Source organism: Mycobacterium sp. IDUB_21, from assembly GCF_055419425.1.
In genome coordinates this window covers 456963-475488 of sequence record NZ_JBVAXQ010000001.1, presented here as the reverse complement: position 1 = coordinate 475488, position 18526 = coordinate 456963, and the positions used below count along the sequence as shown (strand labels likewise).

At 68.1% G+C, this 18526-nt stretch carries 22 protein-coding genes; 12 read left to right on the top strand and 10 right to left on the bottom strand.

What is annotated here, in order from left to right; genetic code table 11:
* Nucleotide 1: 1 nt before the first annotated feature.
* From rpsD to infA, 5 genes are all read right to left on the bottom strand, one after another.
* On the bottom strand, nt 2-607 hold the full coding sequence (gene rpsD, locus ACZYY4_RS02345) for a 30S ribosomal protein S4 (RefSeq protein ID WP_463807802.1): 606 nt from the start codon (nt 605-607) through the stop codon (nt 2-4).
* Between the two features lie 15 nt (nt 608-622).
* Nucleotides 623-1033 (bottom strand): 30S ribosomal protein S11, encoded by a 411-nt coding sequence (gene rpsK / locus ACZYY4_RS02340; RefSeq protein ID WP_463807801.1) that lies wholly within the window; start codon nt 1031-1033, stop codon nt 623-625.
* Between the two features lie 5 nt (nt 1034-1038).
* Entirely contained in the window at nt 1039-1413 is a 375-nt protein-coding gene (gene rpsM, locus ACZYY4_RS02335; RefSeq protein WP_463807800.1) for a 30S ribosomal protein S13, read from the bottom strand.
* Between the two features lie 176 nt (nt 1414-1589).
* On the bottom strand, nt 1590-1703 hold the full coding sequence (rpmJ, locus tag ACZYY4_RS02330) for a 50S ribosomal protein L36 (protein WP_003919293.1): 114 nt from the start codon (nt 1701-1703) through the stop codon (nt 1590-1592).
* A 54-nt stretch (nt 1704-1757) separates the two neighbouring features.
* Complete coding sequence (gene infA / locus ACZYY4_RS02325) at nt 1758-1979, bottom strand: translation initiation factor IF-1 (protein WP_003418601.1); 222 nt, start codon at nt 1977-1979, stop codon at nt 1758-1760.
* A gap of 291 nt (nt 1980-2270) precedes the next feature.
* Here infA and ACZYY4_RS02320 point away from each other — a divergent pair, with 291 nt between their 5' ends.
* From ACZYY4_RS02320 to mmsB, 6 genes are all read left to right on the top strand, one after another.
* Nucleotides 2271-3128 carry an LLM class F420-dependent oxidoreductase gene (locus tag ACZYY4_RS02320; RefSeq protein ID WP_463807799.1) on the top strand — a complete coding sequence of 286 codons (858 nt, stop codon included), beginning with the start codon at nt 2271-2273 and terminating at the stop codon, nt 3126-3128.
* A gap of 98 nt (nt 3129-3226) precedes the next feature.
* Nucleotides 3227-4243 carry a dTDP-glucose 4,6-dehydratase gene (gene rfbB, locus ACZYY4_RS02315; RefSeq protein WP_463807798.1) on the top strand — a complete coding sequence of 339 codons (1017 nt, stop codon included), beginning with the start codon at nt 3227-3229 and terminating at the stop codon, nt 4241-4243.
* A gap of 1 nt (nt 4244) precedes the next feature.
* A complete protein-coding gene (rfbC, locus tag ACZYY4_RS02310) occupies nt 4245-4817 on the top strand; it encodes a dTDP-4-dehydrorhamnose 3,5-epimerase (protein WP_463807797.1) in 573 nt (190 codons plus the stop codon).
* A 108-nt stretch (nt 4818-4925) separates the two neighbouring features.
* Nucleotides 4926-6446 (top strand): CoA-acylating methylmalonate-semialdehyde dehydrogenase, encoded by a 1521-nt coding sequence (locus ACZYY4_RS02305; protein ID WP_463807796.1) that lies wholly within the window; start codon nt 4926-4928, stop codon nt 6444-6446.
* 23 nt (nt 6447-6469) lie between these two features.
* Nucleotides 6470-7621: an acyl-CoA dehydrogenase family protein gene (locus tag ACZYY4_RS02300; RefSeq protein ID WP_463807962.1), complete on the top strand. Its 1152-nt coding sequence runs from the start codon at nt 6470-6472 to the stop codon at nt 7619-7621.
* 8 nt (nt 7622-7629) lie between these two features.
* Entirely contained in the window at nt 7630-8505 is an 876-nt protein-coding gene (gene mmsB / locus ACZYY4_RS02295) for a 3-hydroxyisobutyrate dehydrogenase (RefSeq protein ID WP_463807795.1), read from the top strand.
* A gap of 4 nt (nt 8506-8509) precedes the next feature.
* Here mmsB and ACZYY4_RS02290 read toward each other — a convergent pair whose 3' ends face one another.
* Complete coding sequence (locus ACZYY4_RS02290; protein WP_463807794.1) at nt 8510-9166, bottom strand: L,D-transpeptidase family protein; 657 nt, start codon at nt 9164-9166, stop codon at nt 8510-8512.
* Between the two features lie 52 nt (nt 9167-9218).
* A complete protein-coding gene (locus tag ACZYY4_RS02285; RefSeq protein ID WP_463807792.1) occupies nt 9219-9764 on the bottom strand; it encodes an HAD family hydrolase in 546 nt (181 codons plus the stop codon).
* Nucleotides 9765-10015: 251 nt separating this feature from the next.
* Here ACZYY4_RS02285 and ACZYY4_RS02280 point away from each other — a divergent pair, with 251 nt between their 5' ends.
* Both ACZYY4_RS02280 and ACZYY4_RS02275 read left to right on the top strand, forming a co-directional pair.
* Nucleotides 10016-10666, top strand: coding sequence for a response regulator (locus ACZYY4_RS02280; protein ID WP_463807791.1), 651 nt, complete (start codon nt 10016-10018; stop codon nt 10664-10666).
* Between the two features lie 44 nt (nt 10667-10710).
* Complete coding sequence (locus ACZYY4_RS02275; RefSeq protein WP_463807961.1) at nt 10711-11940, top strand: GAF domain-containing sensor histidine kinase; 1230 nt, start codon at nt 10711-10713, stop codon at nt 11938-11940.
* A 69-nt stretch (nt 11941-12009) separates the two neighbouring features.
* Here ACZYY4_RS02275 and ACZYY4_RS02270 read toward each other — a convergent pair whose 3' ends face one another.
* A complete protein-coding gene (locus ACZYY4_RS02270) occupies nt 12010-12519 on the bottom strand; it encodes a MarR family winged helix-turn-helix transcriptional regulator (RefSeq protein ID WP_463807790.1) in 510 nt (169 codons plus the stop codon).
* Nucleotides 12520-12527: 8 nt separating this feature from the next.
* On the bottom strand, nt 12528-14828 hold the full coding sequence (locus tag ACZYY4_RS02265; RefSeq protein ID WP_463807789.1) for an MMPL family transporter: 2301 nt from the start codon (nt 14826-14828) through the stop codon (nt 12528-12530).
* A 132-nt stretch (nt 14829-14960) separates the two neighbouring features.
* Here ACZYY4_RS02265 and ACZYY4_RS02260 point away from each other — a divergent pair, with 132 nt between their 5' ends.
* The 3 genes from ACZYY4_RS02260 to ACZYY4_RS02250 are packed head-to-tail and all read left to right on the top strand — an operon-like array spanning nt 14961 to nt 17536.
* Nucleotides 14961-16019 (top strand): type III polyketide synthase, encoded by a 1059-nt coding sequence (locus ACZYY4_RS02260; RefSeq protein WP_463807788.1) that lies wholly within the window; start codon nt 14961-14963, stop codon nt 16017-16019.
* Between the two features lie 3 nt (nt 16020-16022).
* A complete protein-coding gene (locus ACZYY4_RS02255) occupies nt 16023-16523 on the top strand; it encodes an isoprenylcysteine carboxyl methyltransferase family protein (RefSeq protein ID WP_463807787.1) in 501 nt (166 codons plus the stop codon).
* Nucleotides 16520-17536, top strand: a complete 1017-nt coding sequence (locus ACZYY4_RS02250; RefSeq protein ID WP_463807786.1) for an NAD(P)/FAD-dependent oxidoreductase — start codon at nt 16520-16522, stop codon at nt 17534-17536. Before ACZYY4_RS02255 ends, ACZYY4_RS02250 begins: the two co-directional genes overlap by 4 nt.
* Nucleotides 17537-17553: 17 nt before the next feature.
* Here the strand turns inward: ACZYY4_RS02250 and ACZYY4_RS02245 are convergent, their stop codons facing one another.
* Nucleotides 17554-17814 (bottom strand): sigma factor-like helix-turn-helix DNA-binding protein, encoded by a 261-nt coding sequence (locus ACZYY4_RS02245; RefSeq protein ID WP_463807785.1) that lies wholly within the window; start codon nt 17812-17814, stop codon nt 17554-17556.
* Nucleotides 17815-17904: 90 nt separating this feature from the next.
* Here ACZYY4_RS02245 and ACZYY4_RS02240 point away from each other — a divergent pair, with 90 nt between their 5' ends.
* Nucleotides 17905-18522: a TetR/AcrR family transcriptional regulator gene (locus ACZYY4_RS02240; protein ID WP_463807784.1), complete on the top strand. Its 618-nt coding sequence runs from the start codon at nt 17905-17907 to the stop codon at nt 18520-18522.
* Nucleotides 18523-18526: the final 4 nt, after the last annotated feature.

The following is an 18526-nucleotide window of genomic DNA, read 5'->3' as shown; positions in this document are numbered from 1 at the left end:
GTTACTTCGAGTAGAACTCGACGATCAACTGCTCGGCGAGCGGTACGACGATCTGGGCGCGCTCGGGCAACTGGTGGATCAGGATGCGCTGCCGCTCCCCCACCACCTGCAGCCAGCCCGGGACCGGCCGGTCCGTCTGGGTCTCGCGGGCGATCTGGAACGGCACCGTGTTGATCGACTTGTCCTTGACGTCGATGATGTCGTACTGCGATACCTGGTAGCTGGGCACATCGACCTTCACACCGTTGACGGTGAAGTGGCCGTGGCTGACCAGCTGGCGGGCCATCCGGCGGGTCCGGGCCATCCCGGCGCGGTAGACCACGTTGTCCAGCCGGCTCTCCAGGATGCGCAGCAGTTCCTCGCCGGTCTTGCCGCCGCGGCGTACCGCTTCCTCGTAGTAGCGGCGGAATTGCTTCTCCATCACGCCGTAGGTGAAGCGAGCCTTCTGCTTCTCCTGCAGCTGCAGCCGGTATTCGCTCTCCTTGATCCGCGCGCGGCCGTGCTGGCCGGGCGGGTAGGGGCGCTTCTCGAATGCCTGGTCGCCGCCGATGAGGTCGACGCCCAGCCGACGGGACTTGCGAGTCGCGGGTCCGGTGTAACGAGCCATCTTTTCCTATACCTCCTAGACCCGGCGCCGCTTGGGCGGACGGCAACCGTTGTGCGGCTGCGGGGTGACGTCAGAAATCGCGCCGACCTCCAGGCCGGCGGCCTGCAGTGAGCGGATCGCGGTCTCGCGGCCCGAACCCGGACCCTTCACGAACACGTCGACCTTCTTCACGCCGTGCTCCTGCGCCTTGCGGGCAGCGTTCTCGGCGGCCAACTGCGCGGCGAACGGAGTGGACTTACGCGAGCCCTTGAACCCGACGTGCCCCGACGACGCCCAGGCGATGACATTGCCCTGGGGGTCGGTGATCGTCACGATCGTGTTGTTGAAGGTGCTCTTGATGTGCGCGGCACCGAGCGGGATGTTCTTCTTTTCCCGCCGCCGGGTCTTCTGACCCTTCTTGGGCCCGGTCGCTTTCTTCGGTGGCATGACGATTACCTGGCCTTCTTCTTACCGGCGATGGTGCGCTTGGGACCCTTGCGGGTACGCGCGTTGGTCTTGGTCCGCTGGCCGCGCACCGGCAGGCCGCGACGGTGCCGCAGGCCCTGGTAGCAACCGATCTCGATTTTGCGACGGATGTCGGCCTGCACCTCGCGGCGCAGGTCGCCCTCAACCTTCAGATTGCGCTCGATGTAGTCACGCAACTGGGTGATCTGGTCGTCGGTCAGGTCCTTGGTGCGCTGGTCCTTGTCGATACCGGTCGCGGCCAGGATTTCGTTGGATCGGGTACGGCCGACACCGTAGATATAGGTCAGCGCGATCTCCATGCGCTTATCGCGCGGCAGGTCGACGCCCACAAGTCGAGCCATGGGGGCATGCCCCTTTCATCTTCGTTACGGAGGTTGTGATCCCAGCCCGTTCCCGGTGCGAAAGCTCCGGGGCCCGGCCTCCGATCCGGACGTGTGTGAGCGGCCTATCCGTTCACTGGTACTGGGAGGTCTGCATTCAGTTGTGGCTGGGGCCGGCTGCGCCGGCCCGGCGACCGCTAACCCTGGCGCTGCTTGTGGCGCGGGTCGGGGCAGATCACCATGACCCGGCCGTGCCGACGGATCACCCTGCACTTGTCGCAGATCGGCTTGACGCTGGGGTTCACCTTCACGGCTGCTGTGGTCCTGTTCTCATCGCTGGTTTACGTACGGGCTGGCGCTTGAAGCTACTTGTACCGGTAGACGATGCGTCCGCGGGACAAGTCATAGGGCGACAGCTCCACGACCACCCGGTCTTCCGGCAGGATTCGGATGTAGTGCTGCCTCATCTTGCCGCTGATGTGGGCGAGCACCTTGTGACCGTTCTCCAGCTCAATGCGAAACATCGCATTGGGCAGTGGCTCGACCACTCGACCCTCGACCTCGATGGCACCGTCTTTCTTTGCCATTACTCTCCGGCGATCCTCCGTGTCTGGCTTACCTGTTGTGTGTTCATGCGCCCGCCATGGCGCAGCATCGATTACGACTTCAAAACGTGGGCCGGTGGCAGGAAATTCCAGGTAGATCGCCAGGAATCTCAGACTAGGCACGCAAGAGCCGATGCGGACGCCGCACCGTCGTCCAACGATACCCGCTGAGGAGCTGGGCGCCAAAATCGCCGGCGGTGACAGACTGTTGCCGACAGCACCGTCCGCCGTCAAGCTACGCCAAACCGTCGTCAATCACCCGATGGGACGCACATGAACGAAGCAATGTCACTCAAACCCGAACTGGGCCGCTACGGCGTCTGGACCGGCGGTGCGCCCACACCCGAGCAGGCGGCCGAGATCGAACAGCTGGGCTACGGCGCTATCTGGGTGGGCATGTCGCCGGCCGCTGACCTGGCGTTTGTCGAGCCGCTACTGGCGGCGACGTCGACGTTGCAGGTGGCCACCGGGATCGTCAACATCTGGTCGGCGCCGGCCGAACCGGTGGCCGAGTCCTACCACCGCATCGAGGCCGCCCACCCGGGCCGGTTCCTGCTCGGCATCGGCGTCGGTCACCGCGAGGCCACCGCCGAGTACCGCAGTCCGTACCGGGCCCTGGTCGACTACCTCGACGCCCTGGATGAGGCCGGAGTGCCGACCAGCCGTCGGGTGCTGGCCGCGCTGGGCCCCAAGGTGCTGAAGTTGGCGGCCGAGCGCAGCGCCGGCGCTCACCCCTACCTGACCACCCCCGAACACACCGCCCAGGCTCGCGAGCTGGTCGGCCCGTCGGTGTTCCTGGCGCCCGAGCACAAGGTGGTGCTCTCGACGGATGCCGCCGCGGCCCGCGACGCCGGACGCGAGGCCGTCGGCTTCTACCTGCGGCTGTCCAACTACGTCAACAATTGGCGCCGGTTGGGCTTCAGCGACCGCGACGTGCGCGCCCCCGGCAGTGACCGGTTGATCGACGCGGTGGTGGCGCACGGCACCGCCGACGCCGTCGCCGCCCGGTTGGGCGAGCATCTGGAAGCCGGCGCGGATCAGGTGACCATCCAGGTGCTGGGCGGCTGGGAGAAGCTGCTGCCGACGCTGACGGAGCTGGCCGGGCCGCTGGGGTTGACGCCGAGCGACTGAGCCCGACCGGGAATCTCACGACACAACACGCCGATCAGGCGTCGGGGATTTCCGATTCGCAGGCACGTCACACACTCCACCGCCGATAGGGTTGCCCCATGCGTCTGCTGGTCACCGGTGGTGCCGGGTTCATCGGAGCCAACTTCGTGCACCGCACCCTCGCGCAGCAACCCGACGTCGCGATAACGGTGCTGGACGCACTGACCTACGCCGGCAGCCGCGAATCGCTGGCGGGCCTGGGCTCCGATGCCGGTCGATTCCGGCTGGTGGAAGGCGACATCACCGATGCCGGGCTGGTGTCGCAACTGGTCGCCGAGTTGGATCCGCGGTCCGACGCGGTGGTGCACTTCGCCGCCGAAACCCACGTGGACAACGCGCTGGCCGACCCCGAGCCGTTCCTGCGGTCCAACGTGATCGGCACCTTCACCGTGCTGGAGGCGGTGCGCGCCCATGGGGTACGGCTGCATCACGTCTCCACCGACGAGGTCTACGGAGAGCTAGCCCTCGACGAGCCGCGCCGGTTCACCGAGACGACGCCGTACCACCCGTCCAGCCCCTACTCGTCGACCAAGGCCGCCGCCGACCTGCTGGTGCGGTCCTGGGTGCGCTCCTATGGCATCCACGCGACGATCTCCAACTGCTCCAACAACTACGGCCCCTACCAGCATGTGGAGAAGTTCATCCCGCGGCAGATCACCAACCTGCTGACCGGACGGCGGGCCAAGCTGTACGGCAGCGGCGCCAATGTGCGCGACTGGATCCACGTCGACGACCACAACTCCGCCGTCTGGCAGATCATGTCCGGTGGGCATGCCGGGCGCACCTATCTGATCGGCGCCGACGGGGAACGCGACAACCGCAGCGTGCTGCAGACCATCCTGCGGCTGATGGACCATGACCCCGACGACTTCGATCACGTCGCCGACCGGCCGGGCCACGATCTGCGCTACGCGATCGACCCGTCGGCGCTGCGCGACGAATTGGGCTGGAAGCCCGAGCACACCGACTTCGAGGCCGGTCTGCGCGCAACGATCGACTGGTATCGCTCCAACGAATCCTGGTGGGCGCCACTGAAAGATGCCGCCGAGGCCCGCTACGCAGAGCTGGGCCGCTGACGTGGACGTGCGCGAACTGGCCATCCCGGGGGCGTGGGAGCTCACGCCCGCTCAGCACTCCGATGACCGCGGGGTGTTCTTCGAGTGGTTCACCGACCGCGAGTTCACCGCGTTCGCCGGGCACCGCTTCGACCTGCGCCAGGCCAACTGCTCGGTGTCGAGCGCCGGCGTGCTGCGCGGCCTGCACTTCGCCCAGACGCCGCCCGGACAGGCCAAATACGTCACCTGCGTGTCGGGGTCGGTCTTCGACGTCGTCGTCGACATCCGGGTCGGCTCACCGACATACGGCCGGTGGGATGCGGTGCTGCTCGATGCCCGGGATCGCCGCTCGGTGTACCTCGCTGCCGGCCTGGCCCACGGATTCCTTGCGCTGCAAGATAATTCGACGGTGATGTACCTGTGCTCCGCTGAGTACGACCCCCAGCGCGAGCACACCATCTGTGCCACCGACCCGGCGATCGGCATCGACTGGCCGGATGATCACCCGCTGGTGGTCTCCGAGCGGGACCGGAATGCACCGTCGCTGGCCGACGTCCGCGCGGCCGGGTTGTTGCCCGATTGGGACCGGGACTGACCAGCCGGCCGACCGCCTGGGCACCCCCACTCGCATTTACTAGGATGTCCTAGTATTCTGGGGGATGGGCCGGTCCGGCTCACCACTCGAATATTCACGGGATGGCGCATGAGTACTCAGATTCCCCATTTCATCGATGGCCGCCGCACCGCCGGCGAATCGCAGCGCACCACCGACGTCTTCGACCCCAATACCGGCACGGTGCAGGCGAAGCTGCCGCTGGCCAACTCCGCCGACGTCGACGCCGCGGTCACATCGGCCGCCGAAGCCCAGCGCGGCTGGGCCGCCCAGAACCCGCAACGCCGGGCCCGGGTGATGATGCGCTTCATCGACCTGGTCAACGCGCATGTCGACGAGCTCGCCGAACTGCTCTCCCGCGAGCACGGCAAGACCGTGGAGGACGCCCGTGGCGACATCCAGCGCGGCATCGAGGTAATCGAGTTCTGCGTCGGCATCCCGCACCTGCTCAAGGGCGAGCACACCGAAGGCGCCGGGCCGGGAATCGACGTCTTCTCGCTGCGCCAGCCGCTCGGCGTGGTCGCGGGAATCACTCCGTTCAACTTCCCGGCGATGATCCCGCTGTGGCAGGCCGGACCGGCGCTGGCCTGCGGCAACGCCTTCATCCTCAAGCCGTCCGAGCGCGACCCCTCGGTGCCGGTGCGCCTGGCCGAGCTGTTCGTCGAGGCAGGGCTGCCGCCGGGGGTGCTGCAGGTGGTTCACGGCGACAAAGAGGCCGTCGACGCCCTGCTGCACCACCGGGATGTCGCTGCGATCGGTTTCGTCGGCAGCTCCGACATCGCGCAGTACATCTACTCGACGGCGACCGCCAACGGCAAACGCGCCCAATGCTTCGGTGGCGCGAAGAACCACATGATCGTGATGCCCGACGCCGACCTGGATCAGGCCGTCGACGCGCTGATCGGCGCCGGCTACGGCAGCGCCGGCGAGCGCTGCATGGCGATCAGTGTGGCGGTGCCGGTCGGCGAGCAGACCGCCGACCGGTTGCGCGCCCGCCTGGTGGAGCGGATCAACAACCTGCGGGTCGGCCACAGCCTCGACCCCAAGGCCGACTACGGTCCGCTGGTCACCCGAGCCGCCCTGGAACGGGTCAACGACTACATCGGGCAGGGTGTGGCCGCCGGCGCCGAGCTGGTGATCGACGGCCGCGAACGGGCCAGCGATGACACCCAGTTCGGCGACGCGGATCTGTCCGGCGGCTTCTTCGCCGGGCCGACGCTGTTCGACCGCGTCACGCCTGAGATGTCGATCTACACCGACGAGATCTTCGGCCCGGTGCTGTGCATCGTGCGCGCCGAAGACTACGAGGAAGCACTGCGGCTGCCGAGCGAGCACGAGTACGGCAACGGGGTGGCGATCTTCACCCGCGACGGCGACACCGCCCGCGACTTCACCGCCAGAGTGCAGGTCGGCATGGTCGGGGTGAACGTGCCGATCCCGGTTCCGGTGGCCTACCACAGCTTCGGTGGTTGGAAGCGGTCCGGTTTCGGTGACCTCAACCAGCACGGCACCGCGTCGATAACCTTCTACACCAAGGTCAAGACCGTCACCCAGCGCTGGCCGTCGGGCATCAAGGACGGCGCCGAATTCCACATCCCCACAATGCAATAGGGGCTGGACAAGTGAGCACAGCAATGGATGCCGAAGAACGGGTGATCGTCGAGACTGCGGCGGCGTTCGCCGAGAAGCGCCTCGCCCCGCACGCACTGGAATGGGATGCCACCCACCACTTCCCGGTCGACGTGATGCGGGAGGCGGCCGGGTTGGGGATGGCGGCGATCTACTGCCGTGACGACGTCGGCGGCTCCGGACTGCGCCGCCTGGACGGGGTGCGTATCTTCGAGCAGCTGGCGATCGCCGACCCGGTGATCGCCGCCTACCTGTCGATCCACAACATGTGCGCCTGGATGATCGACAGCTACGGCACCGAAGAACAACGCAAGGCCTGGGTGCCGAGGCTGGCGCCGATGCAGGCGGTCGCCAGTTACTGCCTGACCGAGCCGGGTGCCGGGTCGGACGCCGCCGCATTGAGCACCCGTGCGGTCAAGAGCGGGACGGACTACGTGCTCGACGGCGTCAAGCAGTTCATCTCCGGCGCCGGCGTCTCAGACGTGTATGTGGTGATGGCTCGGACCGGGGCCGACGGTCCGCGCGGCATCTCGGCGTTCATCGTCGAAAAGGACACGCCGGGACTGAGTTTCGGACCTGCCGAGCAGAAGATGGGCTGGAACTCCCAGCCGACCGCGCAGGTGATCTTCGAGGGGGTGCGGGTACCCGCCGATGCGATGCTGGGTGGAGAAGACGGCGCAGGCAATGGCTTTAACATCGCGATGAACGGCCTCAACGGCGGCCGGATCAACATCGCGGCCTGCTCACTGGGCGGCGGCCAAGCCGCCTTCGACAAGACCGGCGGCTACCTGGCGGACCGGGTGGCGTTCGGCAAAGCGCTGCTCGACGAGCCCACCATCCGGTTCGCCCTGGCCGACATGGCCACCGCGCTACAGACCTCCCGGCTGCTGCTGTGGCAGGCGGCGACCGCACTCGACGAGGGCGCCGACGACAAGGTGGAGCTGTGCGCGATGGCCAAGCGCTACGTCACCGACGCCTGCTTCGACGTTGCCGACCAGGCGCTGCAGCTGCACGGCGGCTACGGATACCTGCGCGAATACGGTCTGGAGAAAATCGTCCGGGATCTGCGGGTGCACCGCATCCTGGAGGGCACCAACGAGATCATGCGGATGGTCGTCGGCCGAGCCGAGGCCGCCCGAGTCCGGGCCGGCAGCTAGGAGATTCGATGCAGACCGTCGCGTTCTTGGGGCTGGGCCACATGGGCGGGCCGATGTCGGCGAACCTGGTGGCCGCCGGGCACACTGTGCGTGGTTTTGACCCGGTACCGGTGGCCGCTGCGGCCGCCGGGCAGCGTGGCGTGAGCATCCACGCGTCGGCTCCCGATGCGGTGGCCGGCGCCGACACGGTGATCACCATGCTGCCGCACGGGGACGCGGTGAAGCGCTGCTACGCCGAGATCCTCACCGAGGCCCGGCCGGGAACGCTGTTCATCGACAGCTCCACCATCTCGGTGGCCGACGCCCGAGAAGTGCACGCGCTGGCCGCCTCACACGGGTTGGCCCAGCTCGATGCGCCGGTGTCCGGCGGGGTCACCGGCGCGGTCGCCGGGAGGCTGGCGTTCATGGTCGGCGGCGACGACGATGCCGTGGAGCGGGCCCGGGCGGTGTTGGAGCCGATGGCCGCCAAGGTCATCCACTGCGGCGCGGCGGGCGCCGGCCAGGCCGCCAAGATCTGCAACAACATGGTGCTGGCCGTCCAGCAGGTCGCGGTCGCCGAGGCGTTCGTGCTGGCCGAAAAACTCGGGCTGGCCGACCAGGCCCTGTTCGACGTGATGACCGGCGCCACCGGAAACTGCTGGGCGCTGCACACCAACTGCCCGGTCCCCGGCCCGGTGCCCACTTCCCCGGCGAACCGAAATTTCGAGCCGGGTTTCGCCACCGCGCTGATGGACAAGGATCTTCACCTGGCGATGGATGCGGTGGCGTCGACCGGCGCTCCGGCCCCGCTGGGCAGCCACGCCGCGGCGATCTACGCCGAGTTCGCCGCCGAGCACGCCGCCGAGGACTTCAGCGCGGTGATCAACCTGCTGCGCGAGAGCTGAGCGTCTACTTCGCGATTGCCATCACCGCGCCCGGCCTCAGCCAGCCGATGATCTTCACGAGGGTGGCGTCATCGATCGCCACGCAGCCGGCCGTCGGCCCGCCGTCGGTGGTGTGAAAGAAGTAGGCGGAGCCGTCACCGGGTGTGCGGGATTTGTTGACGCCGATGACCACGGCGTGCCGGTACTGCGGGATGTCGAGATTCTCGCTGACCCTCGTGTCGAACGGGCACTGGGCTTTCTTGCAGACCTGCATGGTGTTGTAGGTCGGGCTGTTGGAGTCGCTGTCCCACCAGTGGTCGGACCCGACCTGCACATACGGCAGGCCACCGCCGGGATTCGGGGCGGTGCCGAACGCCGAATCGAGCGTGTAAAACCCCATCGGGGTCGACGGCTCACCTTCCTTGGTTTGCGGGGTGATGCCCGCCGAGCCGACATGTGCCGGAATCCCAGCTGCGACCGGTTCCCAGCCCGCGCGAGTCCGCTGATAAGCATCGATCTTTGCGGTCGAATGCCCCACGCCGACAACGGAAACCACCTGGGTGGCGTTCCCGACCGCATTCGCGAACCACGGTTCGACGACCGCGGCAGCCCGTGGCGCGCTCATCGATGTCACGCCCATCGCGCATAGCGCTGCGCTCAGCAGAACCACCAGTCGACGCACCACATGATGGTCGATGACCGGTGGCGTCAGCGTCAAATAACCAGCGCGGTCATCAACCGGCTGCGCGAGAGCTGAACCGGGCAACCACCCGCTGCGCCTGCAACGCCCGGCACCCAGCGGCCGATAGGCCGTCGTAACCGGCCGGGTCACCGCCGGAGGCCACATGGATCACCGGCAGGCCGATCGCCGCGGCGGTGCGGGCCCCGGATTCGTAGCCGGCTATCACCAGCGCTTCGCCTGCCACGATGCCCAACTCCCACAGCGCCAGCCGGTAGAGCTCGGCGTCCCCGGCGGGACCGGTCAGGTCGTCGGCACTGACGACGGTTTCGGCCATGCCGTCCCCGATCAGTTCCCGGACCCGCGCCTGCACCCAGCTGCGCGGTCCGGCGCCGACCACCGCGACCCAGATACCGGTAGCGAACAGGCTCAGCACCAGGTCCACCAGCCCGGAGCGGGGCTCCCCGTCCTCGTCGGCGAGTGCGTCGACATCGAAGATCACCGCTTGCAGGGGGTACACCTCGGCGTCGGTCTGCGCCTGGTCCCACCAGAACGAGCGGCCGGCACTGGTCCATGTCGCGAGCTCAGTTGTGATCTGCATAACAAGAGAGTGCCGAAAACCAGCTCGCCTGTCCTCCCCCATTGGGGGGATCTGGGCGGGGGAATCGCCACCCGGGGCTGACTCCGGCGCTCCTCGCCGAACTGCCGGGCCTGTTCGGCAGTCCCGGCTCCGGCGCGCCTCGCCGAACTGCCCGGCCCTATTCGGCAGTCCCGGCTTCGACGCGACTACGCCGCCCCTACGGGTCGACTCCGGCGCGCCTCGCCGAACTGCCGGGCCCTTATTGTCTTGCTATGCCCGTGCGACTTGTCCTCGTCGACGACCACGAGATGGTGATCGAGGGCCTGCGGGCCATGCTCACCGCGTTCTCCGACCGCATCGAGGTCGTCGGGCAGGCGATCAGCACTGAGCAGGCCCTGTCGGTGATCGCCGAAACGGACCCCGACATCGTGCTGTGTGACGTGCGGATGCGCGGCGAGAGCGGCCTGGACCTCTGCTTGGCGCTGCGGGAACGCGACCCGGAACGCCGGGTGGTGATGCTGTCGGTCTACGACGACGAGCAGTACCTGTTCGAAGCGCTGCGGGTCGGTGCGAGCGGCTACCTGCTCAAGAGCATCAGCAGCGACGACCTGGTGCACCAGATCGAGTTGGCCCACGGCGGCGAGACGGTGATCGACCCCGGCCTGGCGGCCCGGGCGGCCGGCACCGCCGCCCGGTTGCAGCGCGACGAGTTCTGGCCGGGCGCCCGCCAGGGCCTCACCCAGCGCGAGAGCGAGATACTGGCCTACATGGTCAGCGGACTGTCCAACCGCGGGATCGCCACCAAGCTGGTGATCGGCGACGAGACCGTCAAGAGCCACCTCCGGTCGATCTACCGCAAGCTGGGAGTCTCCGACCGCACCGGCGCGGTCGCCACCGCCCTGCGAGAAGGCATCTACCGGTGAGCTCCGCCGGCGGAAACCGCTCCCGCGCCCGCAAACCCATTGCGGTGCGGGATTTCGTCGACGCCAACCACGAGCTGGCGTTGCTGCGGGAGCTCATCCAGGCCGCCTCCAGCGGGCCCGGGGTGGAACCGCTGGCCGCCGCGGCCGCCCGGATGATCACCGCGGCCACCGGCACCGACGTCTGCTTCGTGCACGTCCTCGACGACACCGACCGCTCGCTGACCTTGACCGGCGCAACCCCGCCGTTCGACACCGAGGTGGGCAAGATCCGGCTGCCGCTGAGCTCCGGGGTCTCGGGCTGGGTCGCCCGCCACCGTGAGCCGGTGGTGATCAGCGACGACAAAGAGGCCGACCCGCGTTATCTTCCGATCGATTCGCTGCGCGGGCGCGAGTTCACCTCGATGGTGTCGGTGCCGATGGAGACCGATCCGGGCGGGCTGGTGGGCGTGCTCAACGTGCACACCGTGGCGCGGCGCGAGTTCACCGCCGGCGACGTCGAGTTGCTCCGGGTGATCGGCCAGCTGATCGCCGGCGCCATGCATCAGGCCCGGCTGCACCGGCAGCTGGTGGCCCGGGAACGCGCGCACGAGCTGTTCGTCGAGCAGGTGATCGAAGCCCAGGAGATCGAGCGGCGCCGGCTGGCCGGCGACATCCACGACGGCATCTCCCAGCGGCTGGTGACGCTGTCCTATCGGCTCGATGCCGCCGCCCGGGCGGTCGGCCACGATCCGGACGAGGCGTCCGCACAGCTGGAGGCGGCCCGTGAGCTGGCCGGGCTGACACTGCAGGAGACCCGGGTGGCCATCAGCGGGCTGCGGCCACCGGTGCTCGACGACCTGGGCCTGTCCGGCGGGCTGGCCAGTCTGGCCCGATCCATCCCGCAGCTCACCATCGAGCTGGACCTGGCCGAGATCCGGCTGCCCGAACACATCGAGCTGGCGTTGTACCGGATCGCGCAGGAGGGCCTGCAGAACGTCGTCAAACACGCGGACGCGACGACGGTGCGGCTGGGGTTCGCGGTCACCGCAGATCCCGACGTCGCCCGGCTGGAGATCGTCGACGACGGCGTCGGTTTCGACACCTTCGAGCACCCGGTGGGCGGCGACGAGATGGGCGGCTACGGGGTGCTGTCGATGGCCGAGCGCGCCGAGTTGGTCGGCGGCCGGCTCAATATTCGGTCGCGCCCAGGTGCAGGCACCGCCGTCATCGCCACCATCCCGGTCCCGTCCCCCTCCGCGCGAGCGTGCGAGTCCCCGGCCGACACACCGGGCTGATCACCGGGATTACGCACCCTCGCGCCAGAAAAACGCACCCCGGAATGCGACGCGAGAAAAAGCGCGACGCTAGAAATCCCCGGCGTTACGCCGCAGGGTCTCAACCGCCGAGGACAGGGTGCGCGATTCGGCCGCCGACATCCCGATGTCGGCGAACACCTCGCTGTTGAGGCTGGCCGTCGCGGCCGTCACCGTCGAGCGGCCCAGATCGGTGATCGACACCAGCGTGGTGCGGCCATCGGTGGGGTGCGGCAACCGCTCCACCAGGCCGGCGGCCTCCAACCGCCGGATCGCGTGCGTGACGCTGGTGACGTGCACCTGCAGCCGGTCGGATGCCTTGGTGATCGGCAGTGCGCCGGAGCGGCTGAACGCCAGCAGCCGCAGCAGCTCGAACCGAGAGAAACTCAGGTCGTAGGGCCGCAGCGTCGCCTCCACCCGGGCCAGCAGGATCTGGTGGGCCCGCATCACCGACGTCACCGCCACCATCCCGTCGGCGACTTCGCCCCAGCCCGCCCGTTCCCAGTTCGCGCGGGCCAGCGCGATCGGGTCCGCGTCGTCGGAAGGAGGTGAAGCTGCCACGCCCTTTCTTACCGCACTTGCCTGGCGCGTACCCCGCGAGTCGGCGCACGGTGTCGTCCCCCGTGCGACTTGGGCGCCACGATCGGCACCGCGCCGCCCGCCTCGCTGATCCCGAATCGGTCATGTAACCGCGCCAATGGCCGCGGTGCCCACCAGTTCCATCCGCCCAGCACGCGCATGAACGCCGGCACCAGCATCATCCGTACCGAGGTGGCGTCGGCCAGCACCGCGAGCGTCAGACCGACGCCGAACATTCGCATGAACGAAACCTGCGCGGCCATCAGTGCGGCGAACGATATCGACATCACCAGCGCGGCGGCGGTGATCACCCGGCCGGTGTGGGCCACGCCGAGCGCCACGCTCGTGTCGTTGTCGGCATGGGTCCGACCAGATGCCAGCCAGTGTTCGCGGATCCGGGAGACCAGGAACACCTCGTAGTCCATCGACAGCCCGAACGCGATGCAGAACAGCAGCACCGGCATGTTGGCCACCAGTGTTCCCGTGGGCGTGGTCCCGAACGCGCCGAAGTGGCCGTCCTGGAAGATCCAGACCAGCGCGCCGAACGCCGCCGTCAACGACAGCACGTTGAGCACTACCGCCTTCAGCGGCAGCGCCACGCTGCCGGTCAGCAGGAACAGCAAGGCGAGAGTGACCACGGCGATCACCCCGAGCACCAGTGGCAACCGCGAGGTGATGCCCTCGACGCTGTCGCGGTTGGTCTGCGCCAGGCCTGCCAGCTCAACCGATCTGCCGCCCGGTCCGGCCACGGCATGCAGCCGGTCCAGCTGAGCCTGCGAGGCATCGGAGAACAGCGGGGCGGTGGAGTCGATCGTCAGAAACGCGCTGCCGTTGTTCACCCCGGTGGCGGCCGCGGGTGGTCCGACCCGGGCGCCGGCGACGAAAGTCCCGGCCGGGGCCGACACCGACGAGACGTCGGCAACCCGGGACAGGTCGGCGGCGTAGCTGTCCAGCTCATCGGCAGTCAGACCGTGCGCGTCGGGAACCACCGCGGCGATGGCGGTCGCCGAGTTGTCGGCGAAGCCCGAGCGCAGTTGGTCACCGACCTGATGCGCCGACGCCGACCGGGGTAACGCCCGCTCGTCGGGGAATCCCCACCGGACGCCGAGGAACGGCAGCCCGAGCAGTATCAGCAGCGCGACAATGGCCAGTCCGATCGGCACCGCTCGGCGCATCACGAAGATGGTCGATCGGTACCAGAACTGTTGCTCCACCGGTACGACGACCGGGTCGGGCCGTCGCAACACCCGGCGCACCAACCGCCGCACGTCCAGTGCATCCAGCCGCGTGCCGAGCAGGGCGATCGCCGCCGGCGTCACCACAATGGTGGCCACCGCGACGAACGCCACCGTGGCCACACCCGCGTACGCGAACGATTTCAGGAAGTACATCGGGAACAGCACCATCGCCGACATCGACAGCCCGACGGTGGTCGCCGAGAACAGCACTGTGCGGCCGGCGGTGGACATCGTCACGATCAGCGCCTGGTCCGCCCCGGCGCCGGCGGCGAGTTCGTCGCGATAGCGGCTGACGATCAGCAGCGTGTAGTCGATCGCCAAGGCCAGGCCCAAGGCGGTGCTCAGGTTCATCGCGAAGATCGACACGTCGGTGAAGAACGTGATCAACCGCAGCACCGCCATCGACCCGACGATCGCCAGTCCGCCCAGCGCCATCGGCAGCGCCGCCGCCAGCAGCCCGCCGAACACCCACACCAGCGCCAGGAAGCTCAGCGGTATCGCGATGGATTCCATCAGCAACAGATCACGCTGATTCTGCTGATTGATCTGGGCGTACACCACCGCCATCCCGCCGGCGCGGACGGTCAGTCCGTCCCGGTCGTGCACCACCTCATCGACGAGGGTCTGGGCATGTTTCTGCGCGTCGTTCTCCCCACCTCTGAGGTTGGCGACGATCAACCCGGATTTGCCGTCCCGGCTGACCAATTGGCCGGCAACCTCCGGTGGGCTGGTCCACGCAGAAGACACGTTGAACACCACCGGCGACCGGTTCAGGTGATTGACGATGTCGGTGCCCAGCGCGTGGGCCGCCACGCTGTCGGCGGAGTCGGGCGCGGTCACCAGGATCAGCATCTGTTGATCGCTCTGACCGAATTTGTCGGCCAGCAACTGGGCCGCGCGCGCGGATTCGGAAGTGGGGTCTTGGAAACCGCCCGCGGAAAGATTCTTGGCCACCGGGATGCCGAAGACGGCGGCCCCGATCAGCACCAGAACCGCAACAGCGATGACGCGCCGGGGCGCGGCGATGGCCATCAGTGCGATCCGTTGCAGCACGATGTCATCCTTCGCGGCGGTATCCGTCTTGGCAAGACACGAATGTGCCGACCCAAAAGTTCACCTCGGCGGCGCATCCGTTTGGCCGACGGCGGAATTGAACCTACGAGCGGGCGGAAACGTAACCCGTACATGGACAACACACCGACAGTGGCCGCCGTGGCCGTTGAATTCCCACCCCACCAGTACAACCAGGCCGAGGTGATGGCAGAGCTGTCCGACTTCGCCTTCGCCGGTCCGGATTTTGCGCGGTTCGCCGCCAACAGCGGCGTCACGACCCGCCAACTGGCGCTGCCGTTGTCACGCTATTCCAAGCTGAGCGGCTTCACCGAGGCCAACAACACCTACCTCGACATCGCACTCGACCTGAGTGAACAGGCGTTGCTGTCGGCCCTCGATGAGGCCGAAATCGTCCCGGCCGAAATCGATGTGGTGTTCTCCACGACGGTTACCGGGCTTGCCGTTCCGTCGCTGGAGGCGCGGCTGATGACGCGGATGGGCCTTCGGCCCGACGTCAAACGAGTTCCGCTGTTCGGCCTGGGCTGTGTCGCCGGTGCCGCGGGACTGGCCCGGGTACACGACTACCTGCGCGGCTTTCCGAATCATGTGGCGGCCCTGCTGGCCGTCGAACTGTGCTCGTTGACGGTTCAGCGCCAGGACCATTCGATCGGAAACATTGTGGCCGCCAGCCTGTTCGGTGACGGCGCCGGCGCGATCGTCGCGATCGGGGCGGACCGGGCATCAGCTGGATCGAAGGCCGGGCCGAAGCTGTTGGCGACCCGAAGCCGAACCTACCCCGACACCGAGGAGATACTGGGCTGGGACATCGGCAGCGACGGATTCCGCATCGTACTGTCCGTCGAGATCGCCACCGTCGTCGAGAAATACCTGGGTGACGACGTCCGCGACTTCCTGGCCGATCACGGACTGGTTACCGAAGACATCTCCACGTGGATCGTGCATGCCGCCGGCCCGAAGGTGATCGACGCGGTCGAGAACGTGCTGGACCTGCCCCCGGACGCACTCGACCGCACCTGGAAATCGTTGCGTGAGCACGGGAATCTGTCCTCGGTATCGGTACTGGACATTCTCCACGGCACCGAGATCGACCCGCCGGAGCCGGACTCCCTCGGGCTGATGATCGCCATGGGCCCGGGCTTCTCCGCCGAACTCGTGCTACTGGGCTGGTGAGGCATGTATTACCTGCTGATCCTGGCCGTCGGGGTTGAACGACTGGCCGAGCTGGCGGTGGCTGATCGCAACGCGCGATGGGCGTTCGCCAACGGCGGCAAGGAATTCGGGCAGCGACACTATCCGGTGATGGTCAGCATCCACGCCGCGCTGCTGCTCAACTGCGTCACCGAGGTGTGGCTGTTGCACCGGCCCTTCATTCCGCTGCTGGGCTGGCCCATGCTCGCCGTGGCGGCGTCGAGCCAGGCGCTTCGGTGGTGGTGCATAGCGACACTCGGCCGGCGATGGAACACCCGGGTCATCGTGCTGCCGGACGCGCCGCTGGTGCGGCGGGGGCCGTACCGGTGGCTGCACCATCCCAACTATGTGGCGGTGGTGGCCGAGGGGCTGGCGCTGCCGCTGGTGCACTCGGCCTGGCTCACCGCGATCGGCTTCACCGTGACCAACGCGGCGCTGCTGATGGTGCGGATCCGGGTGGAGAACTCGGCGCTGGGCTACGCATGAGCGACTATGACGCCGATCTGCTGATCGTCGGCGGCGGTCCGGGTGGCCTCGCCGCCGCATTATATGCGCGCCGCCAAGGCCTTTCGGTGATCATCGCCGAGCCGCGGGAGGGCCCGATCGACAAGGCCTGCGGCGAGGGGCTGATGCCCGGCGGCCTGGCCGCACTGGCCTCGCTCGGAGTGGACCCCGCCGGGATGCCGTTGCGCGGCATCGCCTACGTGAGCGAACGGCAGCGGGCCGAGGCCGAATTCCGCGACGCGTCCGGGCGCGGGGTGCGTCGCACCACGTTGCACGCCGGTCTGATGGACCGCGCGAAACAAGAAGACACCGAATGGATCTCGAAGCGGGTTACCCACGTCGACCAGGACGCCCACGGGGTGGCGGCGGCCGGGGTGCGGGCGCGGTGGCTGGTGGCCGCCGACGGGCTGCATTCGGCGGTCCGCCGCGACGTCGGGATCACCGCGGTGCCCGGATCCCCACGACGGTACGGTGTGCGCCGGCACTACCGGGTACCGGCATGGTCGGAGTTCGTCGAGGTGTTTTGGTCACCATGGGGCGAGGCCTACGTGACACCGGTGGAGCCGGATCTGGTGGGCGTGGCCGTGCTGTCGCAGCACCGTCCCGAACTCGACTGGTTCCCCCAGCTGGCCCACCGCCTCGGCGGCGCCGCCGCCGGGCCGGCGCGGGGCTGCGGCCCGCTGCGCCAAGTGGTCGCCCGACGCGTCGCCGGACGGGTGCTGTTAGTCGGCGACGCGGCGGGCTACGAGGATGCGCTCACCGGCGAAGGCATCAGCCTCGCGGTCAAGCAGGCCGCCGCCGCCGTCGCCGCGATCGTCGACGACACCCCGCAGTCCTACGAGCGCGCCTGGCATCGCATCACCCGCAGCTACCGGCTGCTCACCCGGGGCCTGGTGCTGGCCAGCGCACCCCGGGCGCTACGGCCCGCGGTAGTGCCCGCGTGCACGCTGCTGCCCGGTGTGTTCCGGCGGGCGGTGCACACCCTGGCGCGGTGAACCGGTGTGCCGCGCCCTCACCGGGCCTGCCACTGCGGCCGGCCGTCCGCACACTGCAGCACCGCCCGCAATGCGGACAGCGCCTCGTGCAGTTCGCCCTTGACCACGTCGTCATCGGTGCCGAACTCGGCGGCGATCTGCGCCGTCGTCCGGCCGAGGTAGAAGGACCGGTAGATCATCGCGCGATACCGATCCGACAACCGGGCCAGCGCCCCCTTGATCTGGTCCGGACTGCCCGACGACGGCACCATACCCAACCCGCCTCCGACCCACGACAATTGCCTATTTTCTGTATGTTACACATACACATCTGGCATATCTGTGTCAGGAGCGACATTTTTACATAATTGTCATATACCCTGGTAGCCATGTCAGTCGCTCCGAATTTTCAGGCCGAGGTCCGGCAGTTGCTGCGCGAGAAGATCCTGGATGCGACCTACGCGCTGATCTGCGCGGAGGGTTGGGGCGCGGTGAACATGTCGCGCATCGCCACCACGGTCGGTATCGGCCGGCAGCTGCTGTACAAGGAGATCGGCGCGAAGCAGGCGCTCGGCGAGGCCCTGGTCGAACGCGAGACCGGCCGATTCATCACCGGGGTCATCTCGGCCATCAAAGCCCACCCCGACGACGTGGCCGCCGGCTTGGCGGCCGGCGCCGCCTTCACGCTGCGCGCCGGTGCCGACGACGCACTGGTCACCGCGACGCTGACCCGCGCGCCCGACGCCGAACCCGGCCTGACTCCGCTGCTGACCATGGGGCCGACACCGATCCTGGCCGGTGCGATCGATGCGATGGCGGCCGCGGTGCGGGCGTCCTACGACCTTCCGGACGCGATCGAGGCGCAGTTGAACTCGATCGTCGAAGTCGACGTCCGGTTGACGCTGAGCCACCTGCTGCAACCGATGGGCAGCATCGACGATGCGGCCGACCAGATCCGCACCACCCTGCGCGCGCTGTTCGACGCCGCCGCCCGGACGGCGGGTTGACCCA